A 16,487-nucleotide genomic window follows, 5' to 3' on the forward strand; every position below is an offset into this window, starting at 1 on the left:
CGCAAGCGACGGGTCAGCGCATGGCGACGGCGACCACATCCTGTACCCCCGTGAGACAGGCTGGCCGCCGTCAAAGACTCTGACGCGATGGGCGGCCGATCCGTTGCCTCGAGGAGGAAGCTTTCTTCAGCGGCCGATCAGCGGGTCGACCGCGACCGCCACGAAGAGCAACGACAGGTAGAGGTTGGAGGAGTGGAACAGCCGCATCGGCTGGATCACCGAGAGATCCTCGGTGCCCTTGGTGCGGCTCCACATCCGGTGCGCCTCGATCAGGAAGAACGCGCCCAGCACCCCCGCCGCGATCGGGTAGAAGAGCCCAGTGTCGGCGACCGGCCACAGCAGCAGCGAGGTCGCCACCATCACCCAGCTGTAGAGCACGATCTGCTTGCCGACCTCGACGGCCGGAGCGACGACGGGCAGCATCGGCACGTCGACGTTGGCGTAGTCCTCGCGGTAGCGCAGCGCGAGCGCCCAGGTGTGCGGCGGGGTCCAGAAGAACACGACGGCGAACAGGACGACCGGCACCCACGAGAGCGACCCGGTGACCGCGGTCCAGCCGATCAGCGCCGGGAAGCAGCCGGCCAGGCCGCCCCAGACGATGTTCTGGGTGGTACGGCGCTTGAGCAGCATCGTGTAGCCGAAGACGTAGAACGCGTTCGCCGCGACCGACAGCACCGCCGAGAGCGTGTTGACCCACACCGCGAGGATCACGGTGGAGAGGATCGCGAGCACGAAGCCGAAGACCAGCGCGGCGGTCGGCGACACGATGTGCCGCGGCAGTGCTCGGCGTCGGGTACGCCGCATCTGCTCGTCGATGTCGCGGTCGTAGACGCAGTTGAAGACCGAGGCGGAGCCGGCCGAGAACGTGCCGCCGACGACGGTCGCGACGACCAGGCCCAGGCCGGGGACGCCGCGGGCGGCGAAGAACATCACCGGCACGGTGGTCAGGAGCAGGAGCTCGATCACCCGCGGCTTCGTGAGGCCGACGTACGCCGCAACCACGTCCTTGGCGGTCGGCCGAGGGCCTTCTGTCTGCTGGGCAGCAGAGGCCGACTGGCCGACGTACGTCACGGGGATCCTCGGGCGGGAATGCGGGTACCGGTTAGGTCATTGGACAGTTTCGAGTCTATCGCCCCGGGTGAGTAGGCTCGGCGGTGCCCGATCCCCCCGAAAGGAACCCTGTGACCGAGAGCGCTCGACTGGACTGGACCGACCTGGACAAGAAGGCGGTGGACACCGCTCGAGTGCTCGCGATGGACGCCGTCCAGAAGGTCGGCAACGGTCACCCCGGCACAGCGATGAGCCTCGCGCCCGCGGCCTACCTGCTCTTCCAGAAGGTGATGCGGCACGACCCGGCGGACTCTCGGTGGATCGCCCGCGACCGGTTCGTGCTCTCCTGTGGGCACTCGAGCATCACGCTCTACACACAGCTCTACCTCGGTGGCTTCGGACTCGAGCTCGAGGACCTGAAGGCGCTGCGCACCTGGGGCTCGAAGACCCCCGGCCACCCCGAGCTCCACCACACCGCGGGCGTCGAGGTCACCACCGGGCCGCTCGGCCAGGGCGTGGCCAACGCCGTCGGCATGGCCATGGAGGCCCGGCGGGTGCACGGCCTGCTCGACCCCGACGCCGCTCCCGGCAAGAGCCTCTTCGACCACCACGTCTACGCGCTGTGCTCCGACGGTGACCTCCAAGAAGGCGTCAGCGGCGAGGCCAGCTCGATCGCCGGCACCCAGGAGCTCGGCAACCTGACGGTCATCTACGACCGCAACCGGATCTCGATCGAGGGCAACACCGACATCGCGTTCACCGAGGACGTGGCCGCGCGCTACGAGGCCTACGGCTGGGACGTGCAGGTCGTCGACTGGACCAACGGCGGCAAGAAGTACGTCGAGGACGTCCCCGCGCTGTACGACGCGATCACCGCCGCCGGCAAGGTGACCGACAAGCCGTCGCTCATCGTGCTCGACACCATCATCGCGTGGCCGGCGCCCCACGCCCAGGGCACCGAGAAGGCACACGGCAGCGCGCTGGGCGACGAGGAGGTCGCGGCCACCAAGAAGGTCCTCGGCTGGGACCCGGACCTCACCTTCCAGGTGCCTGCCGACGTCATCGCGCACACCCGCAAGCTCAGCGAGCGCGGCGCCGCGTGGGGAGCCGCGTGGGACGAGCAGTACGTCGCCTGGGCGGCCGCCAACCCGGACAAGGTCGCGCTGCTGCACCGGCTCAAGGCGCGCACGCTCCCCGAGGGGCTGGAGGACGCGCTCCCCGTCTTCGAGGCGAGCACGAAGGGCGTGGCGACCCGGGTCGCGTCGAGCGACGTGATCAACGCGGTCGCTCCCCTGATGCCCGAGCTCTGGGGCGGTTCGGCAGACCTGGCCGGCTCCAACAACACGACGATCAAGTCGGCACCGTCCTTCCTGCCGGCCGACCGGGGTGTCGAGGAGTGGAAGGCCGACCCGTACCAGGGCCGGGTGCTCCACTTCGGCATCCGCGAGCACGGCATGGGCGCGATCATGAACGGCATCGCGGCCGACGCCCTCACCCGCGTCTACGGCGGCACGTTCCTGACCTTCTCCGACTACATGCGTGGAGCGGTGCGGGTCGCGGCGCTGAGCCAGCTGCCCGTCATCTACGTGTGGACCCACGACTCGATCGGCCTCGGCGAGGACGGGCCCACCCACCAGCCGATCGAGCACCTGGCGGCGCTGCGCGCGATGCCGGGCCTCGACGTCGTCCGGCCTGCCGACGCCAACGAGACGGCCGCGTGCTGGTTCACGATCCTCGGTCACACCGACCGGCCGGCCGCGCTCGCGCTGACCCGCCAGAACGTGCCCGTGTTCCCCCGGGGCGAGGACGCCGAGACAGGTCAGCACTGGGCCGACACCAGCGAGGTGCACCGGGGCGGGTACGTGCTCCTCGACGCGGAGGGCGGCGCACCCGACGTCATCCTGATCGGCACCGGCTCCGAGGTGCAGATCGCCGTCGAGGCGCGCGCGAAGCTCGCCGAGGAGGGCATCCAGGCCCGGGTCGTGTCGATGCCGTGCCTGGAGTGGTTCGAGGAGCAGGACCAGTCCTACCGCGACACCGTGATCCCCCCGATCGTCAAGGCGCGCGTCTCGGTCGAGGCCGGTGTCCGGCAGGGCTGGCGCGAGTACGTCGGCGACCACGGCCGGATCATCTCGATCGACCGCTACGGCGCTTCGGCCGACTACGCCCGGATCTACCAGGAGTACGGCGTGACCGCCGAGGCCGTCGTCTCCGCCGCGCACGACTCCATCCTGGCGGCCAGCGTCTGAGCGGACGCCGCCCCGGGTACCCCACCGCTTTCCTAGGAGGAACAATGACCGACCGTCTCAAGGCTCTCGCTGACGCGGGAGTGTCCATCTGGCTCGACGACCTGTCGCGCGAGCGCATCGAGACCGGCAACCTGGCCGAGCTGGTCGAGAAGAAGCACGTGGTCGGCGTGACCACCAACCCCACCATCTTCGCCGCGGCCATCGCCAACGGCGAGCGGTACGACCAGCAGGTCGCCCAGCTGGTCGACAAGGGCGAGCCGGTCGACCGGGTGGTCTTCGAGCTCACCACCGAGGACGTCCGCAACGCCTGCGACATCTTCGCACCGCTCGCGGGCGAGGAGTCCGCCGACGGCCGGGTGTCGATCGAGGTCGAGCCCGACCTGGCCAACGACACCGAGGGCACCATCGCGTCGGCCCGCGCACTGTGGTCCGCCGTCGACCGCAGCAACGTGCTGATCAAGATCCCGGCCACCAAGGAGGGTCTGCCGGCGATCACCGCGGCGATCGCCGAGGGCATCAGCGTCAACGTCACCCTGATCTTCGGCAAGGTCCGCTACCAGGAGGTCATGGACGCGTACCTGTCCGGCCTCGAGGCGGCCCGTGACGCCGGACTCGACCTGCGCCGGATCCAGTCGGTCGCGTCGTTCTTCGTGTCCCGCGTGGACACCGAGGTCGACGCCCGGCTCGAGAAGATCGGCTCCGACGAGGCGCTGGCGTTGCGCGGCAAGGCCGCCGTCGCCAACGCCCGGATCGCGTACGCGGCGTACGAAGAGGTCCTGGCGAGCGACCGCTGGAAGCAACTCGAGGGGGCCGGCGCCAACCCGCAGCGCCCGCTGTGGGCCTCGACCGGCGTCAAGAACCCGGACTACTCCGACACCATGTACATTACCGACCTCGTGGTCGCGAAGACCGTCAACACGATGCCGGAGAAGACCATGGACGCGTTCGCCGACCACGGCGAGCTCCGGGGCGACCAGGTGACCGGCAAGGCCGGCGAGGCGCAGCTGGTCTTCGACCAGCTCGCCGCCGTCGGGATCGACTTCGAGGACGTGCTCGTCGTGCTCGAGACCGAGGGCGTCGACAAGTTCAAGAAGTCGTGGACCGAGCTCGTCGAGACGGTCAAGGGCCAGATGGCGGCGGCCGGCTAGTGGTCGCCGCCGGAGCGCCCGTCGACCCGACCTCGACCGCGGCGTGGGCGCGGCTGACCGCTCTCGCCGCGGAGTTCGCGCCGGACCTGCGTCGCTGGTTCGCCGAGGACCCGGGCCGTGTCGAGCGGCTGACGTTCACGGCGGGCGACCTCCACGTCGACCTGTCGAAGGCGCTGCTCGACGAGCCCGTCCTCGCAGCGTTGCTCGCGCTGGCCGACGAGGTCGGGCTGACGGAGCGCCGCGACGCGATGTTCCGCGGCGAGCACATCAACGTCACCGAGGACCGGGCCGTGCTCCACACGGCGCTGCGGCTGCCGGCCGACGCGACTCTCGTGGTCGACGGGCAGGACGTCGTCGCCGACGTCCACGACGTGCTGCGGCGGGTCTACGACTTCGCCGAGAAGGTCCGCTCCGGCGCCTGGACCGGCGTCACCGGGAAGCGGATCCGCACGGTCGTCAACATCGGCATCGGGGGCTCCGACCTCGGACCGGTGATGGCGTACGAGGCGCTGGCTCCGTACCGCGCTCTGCCGGATGGAGGGGCAGGCCTCGAGTGCCGGTTCATCAGCAACATCGACCCGACCGACGCCGCGACGACGCTGGCCGGGCTGGACCCCGCGTCCACGCTCTTCATCGTGTCGAGCAAGACCTTCGGCACGCTCGAGACGCTGACCAACGCCCGGCTCTGCAAGGCCTGGCTGCTCGACGGCCTCGCGTCCGCCGACGAGAAGGAGGCGGTGGCGAAGCACTTCGTCGCGGTCTCGACGGCGCTCGACAAGGTGGCCGACTTCGGTATCGACCCCGACAACGCCTTCGGCTTCTGGGACTGGGTCGGCGGCCGTTACTCGGTCGACTCGGCGATCGGCACGTCGCTCGTCGTCGCGATCGGCCCCGAGAGGTTCGCCCAGTTCCTGGCCGGCTTCCACGCGATGGACCAGCACTTCCGGACCACGGAGCTCTCCCGCAACGTGCCGGTCCTGATGGGACTGCTCAACGTCTGGTACACGAACTTCCTCGGCGCCGAGAGCCACGCGGTGCTGCCGTACGCGCAGCTCCTGCACCGCTTCCCGGCGTACCTGCAGCAGCTGACGATGGAGTCGAACGGCAAGGGCGTGCGCTGGGACGGCAGCCCGGTCACGACCGACACCGGTGAGATCTTCTGGGGTGAGCCCGGCACCAACGGGCAGCATGCGTTCTACCAGCTGATCCACCAGGGCACCCGGCTGGTCCCGGCCGACTTCATCGCGGTCGCCAACCCGGCCTACGGGCTGCAGGACGGCGACACCGACGTGCACGAGCTCTTCCTCGCCAACTTCCTGGCGCAGACCGCGGCGCTCGCGTTCGGCAAGACCGCCGACGAGGTGCGGGCGGAGGGCACCGCGGAGGCCGTCGTACCGGCCCGGGCGTTCCCCGGCAATCGGCCCACGACCTCGATCTTCGCACCCGAGCTGACGCCGTCCGTGCTCGGCCAGCTGGTCGCGCTCTACGAGCACCTGACCTTCACCCAGGGCGTGGTGTGGGGCATCGACAGCTTCGACCAATGGGGCGTCGAGCTCGGCAAGCAGCTCGCCCAGCAGGTCGGCCCGGCGATCGCCGGCGAGCCCGACGCGCTGGCGGGCCAGGACGCCTCCACCCAGGCACTCATCGCCTACTACAGGGAGCACCGGACCCGATGACCGAAGGCACGCCCGCGTACGTCAACCCGCTGCGTGACCCGCAGGACCGCCGGCTCCCCCGCATCGCAGGACCGTGCGGACTGGTGCTGTTCGGCGTCACCGGCGACCTGTCGCGCAAGAAGATCATGCCCGCGATCTACGACCTCGCGAACCGCGGCCTGCTGCCGCCGGGCTTCAGCCTGGTGGGCTTCGCGCGCCGCGACTGGGCGGACCAGGACTTCGCCCAGGTCGTCCACGACTCGGTCAAGTCCTACGCCCGCACCGAGTTCCGGGAGGAGGTCTGGAACCAGCTCTCGGAAGGCTTCCGCTTCGTCCCCGGCAACTTCGACGACGACGTCGCCTTCGACCAGCTCCGCCGCACGATCGAGGAGCTCGACGCCGTCCGCGGCACCGACGGCAACCACGCGTTCTACCTCGCGATCCCGCCCGGGTTCTTCGGCGACGTCGTCGGCCAGCTCAAGGAGCACGGGCTCGCCGACGGAGGCGACGCCTGGCGCCGGGTCGTCGTCGAGAAGCCGTTCGGCCACGACCTCGAGTCCGCGCGCGAGCTCAACGAGATCCTCGACAGCGTCTTCAGCTCCGGCTCGATCTTCCGGATCGACCACTACCTCGGCAAGGAGACGGTCCAGAACATCTTGGCGATGCGCTTCGCCAACACGATGTTCGAGCCGATCTGGAACGCCAACTACGTCGACCACGTGCAGATCACCATGGCCGAGGACGGCGGCATCGGCGGCCGCGCCGGCTACTACGACGGCATCGGCGCCGCGCGCGACGTGATCCAGAACCACCTGCTCCAGCTGATGTCGCTGGTGGCGATGGAGGAGCCGACGTCGTTCGACGCCGAGAGCCTGCGCATCGAGAAGCAGAAGGTGCTCGCGAGCGTCGTGCTCCCCCGGCGCCTCGACCTGACGACAGCGCGCGCGCAGTACGCCGAGGGCTGGGCCGGCGGTCAGAAGGTGCCCGGGTTCCTCGACGAGGAGGGCATCAAGAAGTCCTCCACCACGGAGACGTTCGCCGCGGTCACCCTCCACGTCGACACCCGGCGCTGGGCCGGCGTCCCGTTCTACCTGCGCACCGGCAAGCGGCTCGGTCGCCGCGTCACCGAGGTGGCGATCGTGTTCAAGCGGGCGCCGCACCTGCCGTTCAGTGCGTCGTCCACCGAGGACCTCACCCAGAACGCGCTGGTCATCCGGATCCAGCCCGACGAGGGCGTGACCCTCCGCTTCGGGTCGAAGGTGCCCGGCACCGCCATGGAGATCCGCGACGTGAACATGGACTTCGCGTACGGCGGGTCCTTCACCGAGTCCTCGCCGGAGGCCTACGAACGGCTGATCCTCGACGTCCTGCTCGGGGACCCGCCGCTCTTCCCGAGGCACGAGGAGGTCGAGCTGTCCTGGAAGATCCTGGACCCGATCCTCGAGCACTGGGCCAAACAGGACGCCGCGGGCAAGGGCAAGCCGGACGTGTACGAGTCCGGCACCTGGGGCCCCCCGTCCGCCGACGCGATGCTGGCCCGTGACGGCCGAGTCTGGAGACGACCCTGATGACCTCACCCCATGAAGCCGCGGGTCTCCCCCGCAACGCTTCACCCCGCGACTGCGCTCCTCCGACCCGCACTTCCGAGGGGACCCCGAGATGATCGAACTGACCGACACCAACGCAGCGGAGATCGCCGCAGAGTTCGTGCGGGCCCGCAAGCGGGCCGGCAGCCCGGTGATGGGCATGGTGATGACGATGGTGGTCGTCGTCGACGAGGACGTCGCCGGCGACGTGATGACGGTGGCCCGCGAGGCCTCGCACGAGCACCCGGCGCGCGTGCTCGGCGTGATCCTGGGTGACGCCCGGGGCGCCGCCCAGGTCAACGCGCAGGTCGGCGCGGGCGCGGGCTGGTCCGGCGAGACCGCGCTGATCCGGCTCAAGGGCGAGGTCGTGAAGCACCCGGAGTCCGTCGTACTCCCCCTGCTGCTGCCGGACTCCCCCGTCGCGATCTACTGGCCCACCGACCCGCCCGCCGACACCGCCAGCGACCCCCTGGGTGCCCTGGCGCAGCGCCGGATCACCGACGCGGCGGGCGCCAAGCGCAGCAAGGGCAAGGCGATCCACACGCAGTGTGCGTCGTACACGAAGGGCAACACCGACCTGGCCTGGACCCGGATCACCCCGTGGCGCGCGCTGCTGGCGGCGGCGCTCGACCAGCACCACCTCAAGGTGACGGGCGCGTCGGTCACGGCGGAGCGGATCAGTCCGAGCGCCGACCTGCTCGCGGCCTGGCTCACCGACCGGCTGAAAATCAAGGTCGAGCGCAAGAACTCGTCGGGTCCGGGGATCACCGAGGTCGTGATGGAGACCAAGGAGGGCCCGATCAGCATCTCGCGCTCCGACGGCAAGCTCGCGACGTACAGCTCGCCGCGGCACCCGGACCGGCCGATCGCGCTCAAGCGCCGCGACCTGCCCGAGCTGCTGGCCGAGGAGCTGCGCCGTCTCGACGAGGACGACGTCTACGCCGAGACGGCCCGCAAGCTGGTGAAGATCGGACCGAAGGCATGAGCGACCCGCTCATCGAGGTCCACGACGACGCAGCGGCGCTGGCGACCGCGGTCGCCGGCGAGCTGCTGACCCGGATCACCGACGCCCAGTCGTCCGGCGGCGTGCCCCAGATCTGCCTGACCGGCGGCACCATCGCGGAGGCCGTCCACCGCGAGATCGCCCGGCTGTCACCGGGCTCGGAGGTCGACTGGTCCCAGGTCGTCGTCTGGTGGGGCGACGAGCGGTTCGTCGGGCCCCAGGACCCCGACCGCAACGCCGGCCAGGCCCGCGCCGCCTTCCTCGACGCCGTCGGGGCCGACCCGGCGTTGGTCCACGAGATGCCCTCGACCGCCGACGCGGCCGACGTCGAGGCCGGCGCCGCGGCGTACTCCGACACGCTCCGCGAGCACGGCAGCGGCGAGTTCGACGTCATGATGCTCGGCGTCGGGCCGGACGGCCACATCGCGTCGCTCTTCCCGGGCTTCGCCCAGCTGGACGTCACCGACCGGGTCGCCGTCGGCGTGACCGGCTCCCCCAAGCCACCCCCGGAGCGGATCAGCCTGACCTTCCCGGCGCTCAACCGGTCCCGGTCGGTGTGGTTCCTCGTCAGCGGTGAGGGCAAGGCCTCCGCGGTCGCGCAGGCCCTCGGCGACGCCGACCTCCACGACATCCCCGCCGCCGGTGTCACCGGCCGCGAGGAGACCCTCTGGTTCCTCGACCGCGCCGCAGCGAGCGCGCTCTGACCTTCTCGGTGGTCGAGTAACGAGCGCGCTCCGACCTTCGTCGGTCGAGTAGCGAGCGCGCTCTGACCCCTCGTTGGTCGAGTAGCGAGCGCGCTCCGACCTTCGTCGGTCGAGTAGCGAGCGCGCTCTGACCCTTCGTCGGTCGAGTAGCGAGCGCGCTCTGACCCTTCGTCGGTCGAGTAGCGAGCGCCAGCGAGCGTATCGAGACCCACTGCTGTGGTCTCGATACGCCCGTCGCGAGCTCGTTCCTCGCTCGCGGGGCTACTCGACCTTGCTGCTGTGTCCGAGCCTTCGCACGCTCAGGCTCGGGCAGCTAGAAGATGATGTCGCCGGACTTGCGGCGCGAGCGCAGCAGCTGGAGCGCCTCGTCGAGGATGTCGGCCGCCTCCTGGTCGGAGCGGCGCTCCTTCACGTACGCGAGGTGCGTCTTGTACGGCTCGATCTTCGGCGCGGGGGGCGCGTTCTCGGAGTCGCGTCCCGCAGGCAGACCGCACTTGGGGCAGTCCCACGAGTCGGGCACGGTGGCCTCCGTCGAGAACGTCACCACCGACCGGTGCTCGTGCGCGCAGAAGTACGTCACTGCCTGACGCGGTGCGGCTTCGCCGCGCTCCGCCTCTCCCATCGGGCCGGCCCCCACCCGGCTCCCGCGAATAGCGCTTCCTCCACCAGCCACGGAACGTTTCCCTTTCGAAAGATCAGTACGCGAGCAGAAGCCCGAGGGCGACCACGCAGGCGAACCAGATGACACCGATCCCGACCGTGAGCCGGTCGAGGTTCCTCTCGGCGACCGACGAACCTCCCAGAGAACTGGAGACGCCACCGCCGAACATGTCCGAGAGGCCGCCGCCGCGGCCCTTGTGAAGCAGCACGAGCAAGATCATCAGACCGCTCGCGATCATGAGCACGATGGTGAATAGCAGAGTCACGATCGGAAAGCCTACGTCAGAGGTCCGCGGATCACAGGACCGGCATGTCGTAGAAGCGGCAGATCCCGCCGAACTCGTCCACCTGGAGGCTCGCGCCACCCACCAGCGCACCGTCCACGTCGGGCTTCGCCATGATCCCGGCGACGTTCGCGGCCTTCACCGAACCCCCGTAGAGGATGCGTACGGCGGCCGCCGCGGCGTCGCCGTGCAGGGCCCGGACCCGCCCCCGGATCTCCGCACAGACCTCCTGCGCGTCCTCGGGCGTGGCGACCTCGCCGGTCCCGATCGCCCACACCGGCTCGTAGGCGATCACCAGGCCGGCGACCTGCTCGGCGGTGAAGCCCGCGAGCGAGCCGTCGGTCTGCTCGACGCAGTGCTCGACGTGGGTGCCGGCCTGCCGGATCTCGAGCCCCTCTCCGACGCACACGATCGGCACCATCCCGGCCGCGAGGGCCTGGTGCGCCTTCGCATTCACGATCTCGTCGGTCTCGGCGTGGTACTCGCGGCGCTCGCTGTGGCCGACGACGACGTACGAGCAGCCGAGCTTCGCGAGCATGCTCGCCGAGATCTCCCCGGTGTAGGCACCGGAGTCGTGCGTGGAGACGTCCTGGGCGCCGTACTTGATCAGCAGCCGGTCGCCGTCCACCAGCGTCTGCACGGACCGCAGGTCGGTGAAGGGCGGCAACACAGCAACCTCGACCCGGCCGTAGTCGTGCTTCTTGTCCGCGAGTGTCCAGGCGAGCTTCTGGACCAACACCACCGCTTCCTGGTGGTTGACGTTCATCTTCCAGTTCCCCGCCATCAGCGGGGTGCGGGCAGCGACAGCCACTAGTCCTCCAAGACCTTGATGCCCGGGAGCTCCTTGCCCTCGAGGTACTCCAGGCTCGCGCCGCCGCCGGTCGAGATGTGACCGAAGGCGTTCTCGTCGAAGCCGAGGGTGCGTACGGCGGCCGCCGAGTCGCCGCCGCCGACCACCGACAGGCCGTCGATCTTGGTCAGCGCCTCCGCGACGGCACGGGTGCCGTCCGCGAACGCATCGACCTCGAAGACGCCCATCGGGCCGTTCCAGAACACCGTCCGGGCGTCCGCGAGCGCCGCGGCGAACGCCGCGCCCGACTCGGGCCCGATGTCCAGGCCGAGCGCGTCGGCCGGGATCTGGCCGGCGGGTACGACGTGCGGGTGTGGCTCGCGGTCGGCGGAGGGGAACTCCGTGTCGACCACGATGTCGGTCGGCAGCAGGATCTCGACGCCCGACTCCTCCGCGCGCTGGAGGTAGGTCCGACAGACGTCGAGCTGGTCCTCCTCGAGCAGGCTCTTGCCGACCTCGTGGCCCTGGGCCTCGAGGAAGGTGAAGACCATGCCACCACCGATCAGCAGCTTGTCGGCCTTGCCCAGCAGGTTGTCGATGACGCCCAGCTTGTCGGAGACCTTCGAGCCGCCGAGCACGACGACGTACGGGCGCTCCGGGTCCTCGGTGAGCCGGCGCAGCACGCCGATCTCCGTCGCGACCAGGTGGCCCATCGCGTGGGGCAGCCGCTGCGCCACGTCGTACACGGAGGCCTGCTTGCGGTGCACCACGCCGAACCCGTCGGACACGAACGCGTCGGCCAGCTCCGCGAGCTGGTCGGCGAACGCCCCGCGCTCGGCGTCGTCCTTGCTGGTCTCGCCCGGGTTGAACCGGACGTTCTCCAGCAGCGCGACCTGACCGTCCTCGAGACCGGCGACCGTCTCCCGGGCGCTGTCACCGACGGTGTCGGTGGCGAACGCGACCTCCTGGCCGAGCAGCTCGCCGAGGCGGGCCGCGACCGGGCGCAGGGAGTAGCGGTCCTCTGGCGCACCCTTCGGGCGGCCCAGGTGGGCCGTCACGACGACCTTGGCGCCGGCGTCGGCCAGCTCCTTGATCGTCGGGACGCTCGCCCGGATCCGCCCGTCGTCGGTGATGGTCGTGCCGTCGAGCGGCACGTTGAGGTCGGAGCGGACCAACACCCGTTTGCCGGCCACGTCGCCCAGCGTCGAGTAGGTCCCCACGATCAGAGCGTCTCGCCGACGTGAGCGACGAGGTCGACCAGCCGGTTGGAGTAGCCCCACTCGTTGTCGTACCAGCCGACGACCTTGACCTGGTTGCCGATGACCTTGGTCAGCGGCGCGTCGAAGATGCACGAAGCCGGGTCGGTGGTGATGTCGCTGGAGACGATCGGGTCCTCGCTGTAGCGCAGGATGCGCCCGTCGGCCGCCGCCTTCATCACGGCGTTGACCTCCTCGACGGTGGTCTCGCGACCGGCCTCGAACGTGAGGTCGGTGACCGAGCCGGTCGGCACGGGCACGCGCAGGGCGTAGCCGTCGAGCTTGCCCTTGAGCTCGGGCAGGACCAGGGAGATCGCCTTGGCGGCACCCGTCGAGGTCGGCACGATGTTGATGGCCGCGGCCCGGGCACGACGCAGGTCGCTGTGCGGGCCGTCGAGGAGGTTCTGGTCGCCGGTGTAGGCGTGGATGGTGGTCATCAGGCCCTTGACGATGCCGAACTCGTCGTTGAGCACCTTGGCCATCGGCGCGAGGCAGTTGGTCGTGCACGAGGCGTTGGAGATGATCGTGTGCTGCGCGGGGTCGTAGTCGCCCTCGTTGACGCCCATCACGATCGTGACGTCCTCGTTCTTCGCGGGCGCGGAGATGATGACCTTCTTGGCGCCGCCGTCGATGTGCGCCTTCGCCTTCGTGGCGTCGGTGAAGAAGCCGGTCGACTCGATCACGATGTCGGCACCGACACCGCTCCAGTCGAGGGCGGCGGGGTCCCGCTCGGCGAAGACCTTGAAGGTCTGGCCGCTCGCGGTGATGTCGGTGTCGGTGTGCGAGACGTCGCCGTCGAGCCGACCGAGCGTGGAGTCGTACTTCAGCAACGTCGCCAGGGTCTTGTTGTCGGTCAGGTCGTTGACCGCGACGATCTCGATGTCGGCGCCGGAGGCCACGACAGCACGGAAGAAGTTGCGGCCGATCCGGCCGAACCCGTTGATACCTACGCGAACAGTCACTGCGGTTGCTCCTTGTGCGTTAGCTGGTGGGGCGAACGTCCGGGGTGGCCGGAGCCACGTCGCTCACGACCCTATCGTTCTGGTCTGACGCTGACACGACTGTGTCCGGCGTACGTGCGGGTAACTCCGGTCGCGCCAGGCCCCGGTGATCTCACCGGGGTTCGACCCGCACGTCGCGACCTCGTGCCTCGGTCGCGGTGCTTGCTCTCCCTGCCTTCGCCCACGCTGCGTGCTCGTTCCCCTCACGCAGCTGCTCAGGCATCCTCGGCGAGCATCTCCGGCGTCAGCGAGGCCTCGGTGTCGGGGATGCCCAGCTCCTCGGCGCGCTTGTCGGCCATCGCCAGCAGCCTGCGGATCCGACCCGCGATCGCGTCCTTGGTCAGCACCGGGTCGTGCAGCTGGCCGAGCTCCTCGAGGGAGGCCTGCTTGTGCTCGAGCCGGAGCTCGCCGGCCATCTTGAGGTGGTCGGGCACCTCGTCGCCGAGGATCTCCATCGCCCGGTCGACGCGTGCACCGGCGGCGACGGCCGCACGGGCGGAGCGGCGCAGGTTGGCGTCGTCGAAGTTGGCCAGGCGGTTCGCGGTGGCCCGGACCTCGCGGCGCATCCGGCGCTCCTCCCAGGCCATCAGCGACTCGTGGGCGCCGAGCCGGGTGAGCAGCTGGCCGATCGCGTCGCCGTCGCGGATGACGACCCGGTCGACGCCACGGACCTCGCGGGCCTTGGCGTGGATGCCGAGACGGCGGGCCACGCCGACGAGTGCCAGGGCCGCTTCCGGGCCGGGGCAGGTGACCTCGAGGGCCGACGAACGGCCGGGCTCGGTGAGCGAGCCGTGGGCCAGGAACGCGCCGCGCCAGGCCGCGACGGCGTCGCAGCCACCGCCGGACACGACGGCCGGCGGGAGGCCCCGCACGGGCCGGCCGCGCTGGTCGAGCAGGCCGGTCTGACGGGCCAGGGCCTCGCCGTCCTTGACGACGCGCACGATGTAGCGGCTGCCCTTGCGGATGCCGTTGCCCTGCACCATCACGACGTCCGACTGGTGGCCGTAGACCTCGGCGATGTTGGTGCGGAGGCGGCGGGCCGCCGCACCCGTGTCGAACTCCGCCTCGACGACGATCCGCCCGCTCACGATGTGGAGCCCGCCGGCGAAGCGCAGCATCGACGCCACCTCGGCCTTGCGGCAACACGTCTTCGTGATCTGGGTGCTCGACAGCTCCGCTTTCACCTGTGCCGTCATCGCCATGGGGCCGATCCTTTCACGCGAGTCAATCACCGTCGGACATGATCCCGGCGTACGCCGCGGCGAGCTTCACGGGGTCGTGCCGGGGGCTCCCGTCGTCGGCTCCGACGTCGGTGACGACGAGCCTGGCGCCGGTCGCCCGGACGAGGTGCTCGAGGTCGGCCAGCCCCTCGCGGACGCTGCGGGAATCGGCGAGGACGGCGTGCACACGTAGCTCCGGGGCGTGCTCGGCCAGCACCGCGAGGTGGTCGGCCGCCTCGAAGCCGTGGGTCTCCCCCGCCTGCTCGTCGAGGTTGAGCACGACGACCACCCGGGCATCGCTCGTGACGATCGCCTCACGCAGCGCGGGCACCATCAGGTGCGGGATCACCGAGGTGAACCACGAACCGGGGCCGAGCACCACCCAGTCGGCGGCGTGCACCGCATCGATGGCCTCGGGGCACGGCTTCGGGTCCGGCGGGTCGAGCGCGATCGTCGAGATCACGCCGTCCGTGGTGGCCACCTCGACCTGACCGCGGACCGTGGTCAGGGTGTCGCGATCACCGGGATCGATGCCGCGCACCTCAGCGGTGATGTCGAGCGGCGTGAGCGCCATCGGCAGAACGCGGCCGGAGGTGCCGAGCAGCCGACCCACCCAGTCGAGGGCGGCCACGGGGTCGCCGAGCTGCTCCCAGAGCCCGACGATGAGGAGGTTGCCGATCACGTGGCCGTTCATCTCGCCCTGGCCCGCGAACCGGTGCTGGAGCACGCGCGCCCAGGTGTCACCCCACTGGTTGTCGCCGCACAGCGCGGCCAGCGCCATCCGCAGGTCACCGGGTGGGAGGACACCGAACTCCGAGCGGAGGCGACCCGACGAGCCCCCGTTGTCGGCGACGGTGACCACGGCGGTGAGGTCGTCGATCACCAGGTCGTCGACGAGCAGGCGCAGCGCCTGGAGCGAGGCCGCGAGCCCGTGACCACCGCCGAACGCGACGACCGACTGGGCCCGTTCCTGGGCCCGCTCGTGGGCACGGTCCTGGGTCATGCGGGCATCACTCGCGCCCGAGGTCGCGGTGGGTGGCGCTGGTGACGTAGCCGGCGGTCGAGAGCCGGCGCGCGATCTCCTCCGACATCGCCACGCTGCGGTGCTTGCCGCCGGTGCAGCCGATCGCGACCGTCATGAACCGCTTGCCCTCACGGAGGTAGCCGGCCGCGACGCCCGCGAGCACGGGCACGTAGCCGTCGAGGAACTCCGCGGCACCCGGCTGGCTCATGACGTAGTCCGCGACGTCGGGGTCGCGACCCGTGTGGGCCCGGAGCGCGGGGATCCAGAACGGGTTGGGCAGGAAGCGCATGTCGGCGACGAAGTCGGCATCGACCGGGATGCCGTACTTGAAGCCGAAGCTCGTCACGGTGACCCGGAGCCGCGTGGAGTCGGGCGTGCCGAACGCCTCGGCGATCCGGTCGGTGAGCTCGTGCACGTTGAGGGACGTCGTGTCGATGACGAGGTCGGCGTCGCTGCGCAGGTCGGCGAGGACCTCGCGTTCACGGATCAGGCCGTCGAGGAGCCGGCCGCTGCCCTGCAGCGGGTGTGGGCGCCGGGCCGCCTCCTGGCGGCGCACGAGCACGTCGTCGGTGGCGTCGAGGAAGACGAGAGTGGCATGTCGACCGGTCGCTCCCAGGGCGAGGTTCTCCTGCAGGGACTGGAAGAACGACCCGGACCGGACGTCGACCACGACCGCGATCGGCTGCTCGATGCCCCGGCTCTCGTCGACCAGCCGGACCACCTCGCGGAGCACGCTCGGCGGCATGTTGTCGACGACGTAGTAGCCGAGGTCCTCGAGCTCCTTCGCCGCCGTGCTCCGGCCGGCACCGGTCATGCCGGTGACGACCACCAGCTCGCCGTGCTGCTCCGCGCCCATG

General features: G+C 70.4%; 15 protein-coding genes. 6 read left to right on the forward strand and 9 right to left on the reverse strand.

The genetic code is table 11. The features are described 5' to 3' along the window. Positions 1–126 precede the first annotated feature (126 nt). Positions 127–1,071, reverse strand: coding sequence for a heme o synthase (locus PD653B2_RS13460; RefSeq protein ID WP_085872902.1), 945 nt, complete (start codon positions 1,069–1,071; stop codon positions 127–129). A gap of 110 nt (positions 1,072–1,181) precedes the next feature. On the opposite strand from PD653B2_RS13460, the gene tkt reads away from it, so the two are divergent. The 6 genes from tkt (at position 1,182) to pgl (ending at position 9,395) form a co-directional block, all read left to right on the forward strand. Further along, the gene (gene tkt / locus PD653B2_RS13465) at positions 1,182–3,299 is read left to right on the forward strand and encodes a transketolase (RefSeq protein ID WP_278247435.1); all 2,118 of its coding nucleotides are present in this window, start codon (positions 1,182–1,184) and stop codon (positions 3,297–3,299) included. A 44-nt stretch (positions 3,300–3,343) separates the two neighbouring features. After that, positions 3,344–4,447 (forward strand): transaldolase, encoded by a 1,104-nt coding sequence (tal, locus tag PD653B2_RS13470; RefSeq protein ID WP_085872904.1) that lies wholly within the window; start codon positions 3,344–3,346, stop codon positions 4,445–4,447. Beyond that, on the forward strand, positions 4,447–6,123 hold the full coding sequence (gene pgi, locus PD653B2_RS13475) for a glucose-6-phosphate isomerase (protein WP_089503967.1): 1,677 nt from the start codon (positions 4,447–4,449) through the stop codon (positions 6,121–6,123). Before tal ends, pgi begins: the two co-directional genes overlap by 1 nt. Next, a complete protein-coding gene (gene zwf, locus PD653B2_RS13480) occupies positions 6,120–7,670 on the forward strand; it encodes a glucose-6-phosphate dehydrogenase (protein ID WP_089503968.1) in 1,551 nt (516 codons plus the stop codon). Before pgi ends, zwf begins: the two co-directional genes overlap by 4 nt. A gap of 91 nt (positions 7,671–7,761) precedes the next feature. Then, positions 7,762–8,673, forward strand: a complete 912-nt coding sequence (locus PD653B2_RS13485) for a glucose-6-phosphate dehydrogenase assembly protein OpcA (RefSeq protein WP_085872907.1) — start codon at positions 7,762–7,764, stop codon at positions 8,671–8,673. Next, positions 8,670–9,395, forward strand: coding sequence for a 6-phosphogluconolactonase (pgl, locus tag PD653B2_RS13490; RefSeq protein WP_085872908.1), 726 nt, complete (start codon positions 8,670–8,672; stop codon positions 9,393–9,395). The genes PD653B2_RS13485 and pgl overlap by 4 nt, the downstream gene beginning before the upstream one ends. Before the next feature lie 313 nt (positions 9,396–9,708). Here pgl and PD653B2_RS13495 read toward each other — a convergent pair whose 3' ends face one another. From PD653B2_RS13495 to rapZ, 8 genes are all read right to left on the reverse strand, one after another. After that, positions 9,709–10,068 (reverse strand): RNA polymerase-binding protein RbpA, encoded by a 360-nt coding sequence (locus PD653B2_RS13495; protein WP_085872909.1) that lies wholly within the window; start codon positions 10,066–10,068, stop codon positions 9,709–9,711. Positions 10,069–10,090: 22 nt separating this feature from the next. Further along, a complete protein-coding gene (gene secG, locus PD653B2_RS13500) occupies positions 10,091–10,321 on the reverse strand; it encodes a preprotein translocase subunit SecG (protein WP_207559306.1) in 231 nt (76 codons plus the stop codon). A gap of 31 nt (positions 10,322–10,352) precedes the next feature. Continuing rightward, the gene (gene tpiA, locus PD653B2_RS13505) at positions 10,353–11,123 is read right to left on the reverse strand and encodes a triose-phosphate isomerase (RefSeq protein WP_085872943.1); all 771 of its coding nucleotides are present in this window, start codon (positions 11,121–11,123) and stop codon (positions 10,353–10,355) included. Positions 11,124–11,149: 26 nt separating this feature from the next. Continuing rightward, positions 11,150–12,349, reverse strand: coding sequence for a phosphoglycerate kinase (locus PD653B2_RS13510; protein WP_085872910.1), 1,200 nt, complete (start codon positions 12,347–12,349; stop codon positions 11,150–11,152). Between the two features lie 2 nt (positions 12,350–12,351). Then, positions 12,352–13,347: a type I glyceraldehyde-3-phosphate dehydrogenase gene (gene gap, locus PD653B2_RS13515; protein ID WP_085872911.1), complete on the reverse strand. Its 996-nt coding sequence runs from the start codon at positions 13,345–13,347 to the stop codon at positions 12,352–12,354. A 254-nt stretch (positions 13,348–13,601) separates the two neighbouring features. Continuing rightward, the gene (gene whiA, locus PD653B2_RS13520; protein WP_085872912.1) at positions 13,602–14,588 is read right to left on the reverse strand and encodes a DNA-binding protein WhiA; all 987 of its coding nucleotides are present in this window, start codon (positions 14,586–14,588) and stop codon (positions 13,602–13,604) included. 22 nt (positions 14,589–14,610) lie between these two features. Next, the gene (locus tag PD653B2_RS13525; protein ID WP_085872913.1) at positions 14,611–15,609 is read right to left on the reverse strand and encodes a gluconeogenesis factor YvcK family protein; all 999 of its coding nucleotides are present in this window, start codon (positions 15,607–15,609) and stop codon (positions 14,611–14,613) included. A 7-nt stretch (positions 15,610–15,616) separates the two neighbouring features. Next, on the reverse strand, positions 15,617–16,486 hold the full coding sequence (rapZ, locus tag PD653B2_RS13530; RefSeq protein WP_085872914.1) for an RNase adapter RapZ: 870 nt from the start codon (positions 16,484–16,486) through the stop codon (positions 15,617–15,619). Position 16,487: the final 1 nt, after the last annotated feature.

The sequence above is a fragment of the Nocardioides sp. PD653-B2 genome, assembly GCF_002117935.1.
Classification (GTDB): Bacteria; Actinomycetota; Actinomycetes; order Propionibacteriales; family Nocardioidaceae; genus Nocardioides.

Coding starts and splice junctions, on each gene's coding strand:
- tal (WP_085872904.1), top strand. CDS start 3,344: ATGACCGACCGTCTCAAGGCTCTCGCTGACGCGGGAGTGTCCATCTGG.
- zwf (WP_089503968.1), top strand. CDS start 6,120: ATGACCGAAGGCACGCCCGCGTACGTCAACCCGCTGCGTGACCCGCAG.
- PD653B2_RS13485 (WP_085872907.1), top strand. CDS start 7,762: ATGATCGAACTGACCGACACCAACGCAGCGGAGATCGCCGCAGAGTTC.
- pgl (WP_085872908.1), top strand. CDS start 8,670: ATGAGCGACCCGCTCATCGAGGTCCACGACGACGCAGCGGCGCTGGCG.
- tpiA (WP_085872943.1), bottom strand. CDS start 11,123: ATGGCGGGGAACTGGAAGATGAACGTCAACCACCAGGAAGCGGTGGTG.
- whiA (WP_085872912.1), bottom strand. CDS start 14,588: ATGGCGATGACGGCACAGGTGAAAGCGGAGCTGTCGAGCACCCAGATC.
- PD653B2_RS13525 (WP_085872913.1), bottom strand. CDS start 15,609: ATGACCCAGGACCGTGCCCACGAGCGGGCCCAGGAACGGGCCCAGTCG.
- rapZ (WP_085872914.1), bottom strand. CDS start 16,486: ATGGGCGCGGAGCAGCACGGCGAGCTGGTGGTCGTCACCGGCATGACC.